General features: G+C 66.0%; 4 protein-coding genes. All 4 read right to left on the bottom strand.

The features are described from left to right. The coding region (locus EN969_RS18355; protein WP_164758333.1) for an anti-sigma factor at positions 1-453 on the bottom strand (453 nt) is incomplete at its 3' end. After that, positions 450-968 carry an RNA polymerase sigma factor gene (locus tag EN969_RS18350; protein ID WP_013532577.1) on the bottom strand — a complete coding sequence of 173 codons (519 nt, stop codon included), beginning with the start codon at positions 966-968 and terminating at the stop codon, positions 450-452. The genes EN969_RS18355 and EN969_RS18350, both read right to left, overlap by 4 nt. Before the next feature lie 174 nt (positions 969-1,142). Continuing rightward, the gene (locus EN969_RS18345) at positions 1,143-3,893 is read right to left on the bottom strand and encodes a DUF2339 domain-containing protein (RefSeq protein WP_063167700.1); all 2,751 of its coding nucleotides are present in this window, start codon (positions 3,891-3,893) and stop codon (positions 1,143-1,145) included. 83 nt (positions 3,894-3,976) lie between these two features. Further along, positions 3,977-4,495, bottom strand: coding sequence for a PaaI family thioesterase (locus tag EN969_RS18340; RefSeq protein ID WP_013532579.1), 519 nt, complete (start codon positions 4,493-4,495; stop codon positions 3,977-3,979). Between the last annotated feature and the right edge of the window lie 8 nt (positions 4,496-4,503).

The following is a 4,503-nucleotide window of genomic DNA, read 5'->3' as shown; positions in this document are numbered from 1 at the left end:
GGTCTGCAGATGGTCCTTGTCGCTGGCCGGAACCTCGACGGCATGCCGCTTTTCGGCGGCATAGATGACATGGGCCGCGATTGCCTGCTCGGCCAGCCGATCTTCCGCCGGGTCCTCCTGGCCGATGCCGTCGACGCCGGCAAGGTAGCCACCAAGCCCGCCGGCGGCGACCAGCAACACGGCAGCGGCAAGCCACCAGCGCGAGCGTGGCACAGCTGCCTTGACCGGCGCCTCGCCAAGCACGACCTTGCGCAACCGCGCAGGCACGGCTTCGTCCAGCACCCCGGCGAAGGCGGCACGCAGCGCCGCCCGGTCGGCGGTGAAACGGGCGCTCCTGGCTTTCATCTCGGGATTGGCGTCGAGCCAGGCGTCGTAAGCGGCGCGCTCGTCTGCAGGCAGCTCGCCATCGAGCGCCATGTGGATGTCCCGTTCGGAAAAGTCGCGGCGGATCATTTCTCGACGATCCTTATCGCGCGGCGACGCGCCGTATCGTCCAGCAAACCACGCAATTCCTCACGCCCGCGCGCAATGCGCGACATCAGCGTGCCAGCGGGGACGCCCAGAATGTTGGCGGCTTCGGCATAGGAAAAACCTTCGATGGCAACCATGACAAGAGCTGCGCGTCGATCGGGGCTGATCGCCTGCAACGCGTCGATGATCTCGCGCGAGGCGATACTCTCCACCTGCTCTGCCGGCTGGGCAACGGCCTCGCCCGCCTCCAGCGGCAACATCGCCGCCTCGCCGCGGCGGTTCACCTTGCGCATCTGGTCGATGAACAAATGATGCATGATCGTAAACAGCCACCTCCGGGGGCTTTCTCCTGTCTGCCAGTTGTCGAGCCGCACAAGCGCCCGCTCGAGGCAATCCTGGACAAGGTCGTCGGCAGCGTCGCGGTCGCGCAAAAGCGAGCGTGCGTAACGGCGCAGGCGCGGTATTTCGCCAAGGATTGCTGCCTTCTTTTCGTCCATGACCGCTGGTTTCGAGGTCGCCCTTGTTGATCTGGATTGAACGCGCCTTCCGGGCGCGGCGCAAGGGGCCAGCGCGAAGCGGTCTCCCGCCCCGGTCACCCAAGCAATGAGATAACGCTGGCGAGTGCCGATTTATTCCCGGTCGGGGTGAAATCTTATTGTTCTTGCTTGCCTTTATCCGTTTTCCCTCGCCGCCCGTGTCAAAAGCCGCTGATAGAACAGGCCGATACCGATCAGAACCGCGCCGAGGCCGATGAAGGATAGCGCCCGGAGTACGCCTTCCAACTCCGACATGTCGAATATGAAGACCTTCAGCACGGCGATCGCGATCAGCGCGGCCGAAGCGATGCGCAGCACCTGCGATTTCAGCCAGACGCCAGCTGAGAGCAGCGCAACGCCAATCACCAGCCAGAGCGCCGAATAGGTGTAGGTTTCCAACTGGCCGAGGCCGCTCCACAGGCCGATGAATTCGCCCTTGAACAGGCGCCTCACCGACAGCGTGGCATAGGCGAAGGCAAGCGCGGCAGACACCACGGCCAGCATCTGCGCATACCATTTTGGCCGCTTGTCCCTGGCGTAGAGCGCCAGTCCCCCGGCGGCGACCGCCGGCAGGAGATAGGCGAGGAACAACAGGTTGAACACCGGGATACGGCCGGTCGATTCGTCGGTAAGCAAAGGATTCAGCACCACGAAATGCCTGACAACGATGAAAGCGACCGAGGCCACACCGGCGGCCATCGAACCATAGCGCAGCACCGAGCTTGGCGAGCGCATGTCGATGGCGACCAGGATGGCGCCGGCGCCGATGGCGATCAGGGTGTAGATCGACTGTTCGGCGAGCGTCATGGCACCCGTGTCGATGACGCCGCCATGCATGGCGTGGCGCACCAGCATGGCGAGCGTGAGCAGCGCAAACAGCGCCGCCGCCGCTTCCATGGCAAGGCGCGGTCGGCCGTTGGTGGTGCGCGCTAGCTGCCACGCGGCGAAGCCGAAGGCCAGTGCGGGCACGCCGTAGCCCGGCAGCAGCCAGTTGAACACCGGCGTCGTCGACAGGAAGCCGGCGCCGACAATGGTCGGGTCGAAGGCGACACGGCCAAGCACCGCGATCACCGCGCCGACCGAAATCCAGCCGAGCACCGGATAGGAGCGCCAGCGCGTGGCCAGCGCCGGCACGATGGCCGCCGCACCGAGCAGGATGGTGGTCCAGCCGGAATCGAAAGCCATATGCATGAGCAGGAGCCCGGCGATGGCCGCGCCGCCCAGGGCAAACGAGACCGCGACACCGCCCTTGAGCGGCGGCTCCTCGGCCCGCGCGATCCACTCGCCGCCGGCGGCGAAAATGACGACCAACAGTGCCGCTGCGGCGGCGTAGACAGGGTCACGGTCGAGATTGCCGAAAGTGAACCAGAGCGCCAGCAGGACGACCAGCGGGACGATGACGCCCCACGCCGCCCATGAGGCCGCACGTATCTGTGTCCCAGCGGCGAACCGGCGCGCGGCCCAGAAGCCGGCGCCGATGAAGACCAGGCCGAGTGCGATGCCGATGCGCAAGGTCAGCGCGTTGGACGTGGCCACCGGCAGTCCGTCGACGCCCAGGGCGCCGCCCGAAAAATCGGAAGCGATCGAGGTTGGCGGGATAATGCCGAGATAGATCAGCACCGTGACCAGTCCCGCGGCATAGAGGAGCGGCAGCGCCAGCGGACGATAAAGCGTGACCGCCACCATCGCGGCGATCACCACCGCGCCCGGCAAGGCATAGCCGGCGGCAGCAAAGGCCGGGTCTACCGACAGGCCCAGTGCCGAGAATGCGACGAACAGGCCAGGCACGATGGACGGCCAGTCGAAAGCCCTGTCTGGCGTGGTTTCGTCGCCACGGCGAGCGAGCCAGACAAGGGCGAGCACGGCCAGCGTGACGGCGTCGATGAGCAGGATCGCAGAGAGGTTCGCCCCCGGCGCATCGGTCATATAGAGAATGGTCCAGACACCGGTGCCGAAAAAGGCAGCCGCCATCAGCAACTTCCAGTCGCGCATGCGGGCGATGACGCCGGTGGCGGCAAGCACGATGGCGAGATAGCCGAACAGCGCCCAGGGATTGGGTGCCTGCGAGGCGACGAGCACCGGCGTCACCATGGCGCCGACAAGGCCGACGCCGGCCAGCGCCTGGCCGTGGACGAGCGCAGCGGCAATGGTTGCCACACCGATGGCCCCAAGCAGCGTGAAGGCGAGCGCCGGCCCGATGAAACCGTAAATGCCATGCGCGGCGTAGACGGTGCCGAACAGGATGAAGGCACCGGCCGCTGTCAAGATCGCCGGAATATAGGCGCCCGCGGCGCCTTGTACGGGCATCTTGAAGCCGGTGCGGCGGACGAACTCGCCGCCCACGACCAGCACAAGGCCGAGCGCGCCGGCCATGGTCAGCCGTACGCCGGGGCCGAAAATGCCGGCTTCGATGGTGTAGCGGATCAGGAACAGACCGCCCAGCGCCAGGGCGATGCCGCCGACCCAGACCGCCCAGCGGGTGCCGAGCGCGGTTTCGACATCGGATTGGCGGGCGGCTTTCGTCGCTCCGGGAAGCTCCGCGGGTTCCACCGCCTTCGGCGCCGGTTCTGGAGCGGTCCACGGCCCGGACACGATCTCGCCGGTCGAGTCTTCCGTTTCCGTGGGTGGCGCCGGTGCGGCGACCGGCTCGCTTGTCGCTGGAGAGGGAATGTCGGCCGCTGCCGCAACGGCTGGAATCACATCGGCGGGCACGTTGTCGGCCACCGTCTGTTCGGACGGCTTGGCCGCAGGCGGCACGGCTCCCGAGAGCACAAGGCTGCGCAGCGCGCCAAGCTCGCGCTCGACAAGGCCGATGCGGCTCTGCTGGCGCGAAATGATGACGAACAAGGCGATGATGGCGACAAGGCCGATCAGGCTCTCAAACATGGCGGTTCCCCCAAACCAGGCCAGTTTTCACTGACGTTTCGTCTCACTGACATGCAAATGCGGCGGCCAAACGGCCAGAAAACTCAGCGCGCCGCCAGATTGGCGGCCGGAAAGATCGAGCATGTTTCGGTGCCGAAAGCCAGCAGCTTGCCGCCGCCATCCTTCAGCGTCGCTTCCGACACCGCCAACGTGCGGCCCTTGTGAACAACCCTGCCCTCGCAGACCACTTCGCCGGTCTTCGGCGTGATGGGACGCGTCAAATTCACCTTGAACTCCGCCGTCGTATAGGCCTCGCCCTTTTCGAGCAGCGTCTGCACGGCACAGGCCAGTGCCGAATCGAGCAGCGTCGCCGCCCAGCCGCCATGCACGCTGCCCAGCGGGTTGAGATGGCGCTCGCTCGGCATGCCACGAAAGACAGCGCGCCCTTCCGAGACTTCGGTGAGAGTGAAATTCAGCTGGAAGGAAATCGGCGGCGCCGGATACTTGCCGTCGACGATGCGCTGCAGCAATTCCAAACCGGTGTATTTCAGGATGTCGGCGTGCGGAATGGTGCCGAGGCCGAGCGGTGAGACCCGGCCAGGATAAAGTTCGACTTCGCTCATGTGAGGAT

Source organism: Mesorhizobium sp. M7A.F.Ca.CA.003.01.2.1 (assembly GCF_003998945.1).
Taxonomy (GTDB): domain Bacteria; phylum Pseudomonadota; class Alphaproteobacteria; order Rhizobiales; family Rhizobiaceae; genus Mesorhizobium; species Mesorhizobium ciceri.
This window is presented reverse-complemented; position numbering and strand designations above follow the sequence as displayed.

What these genes read in the sequence shown, in the direction of transcription:
- EN969_RS18350 (WP_013532577.1), bottom strand. Translation starts at nt 968, where the DNA reads ATGGACGAAAAGAAGGCAGCAATCCTTGGCGAAATACCGCGCCTGCGC.
- EN969_RS18345 (WP_063167700.1), bottom strand. Translation starts at nt 3,893, where the DNA reads ATGTTTGAGAGCCTGATCGGCCTTGTCGCCATCATCGCCTTGTTCGTC.
- EN969_RS18340 (WP_013532579.1), bottom strand. Translation starts at nt 4,495, where the DNA reads ATGAGCGAAGTCGAACTTTATCCTGGCCGGGTCTCACCGCTCGGCCTC.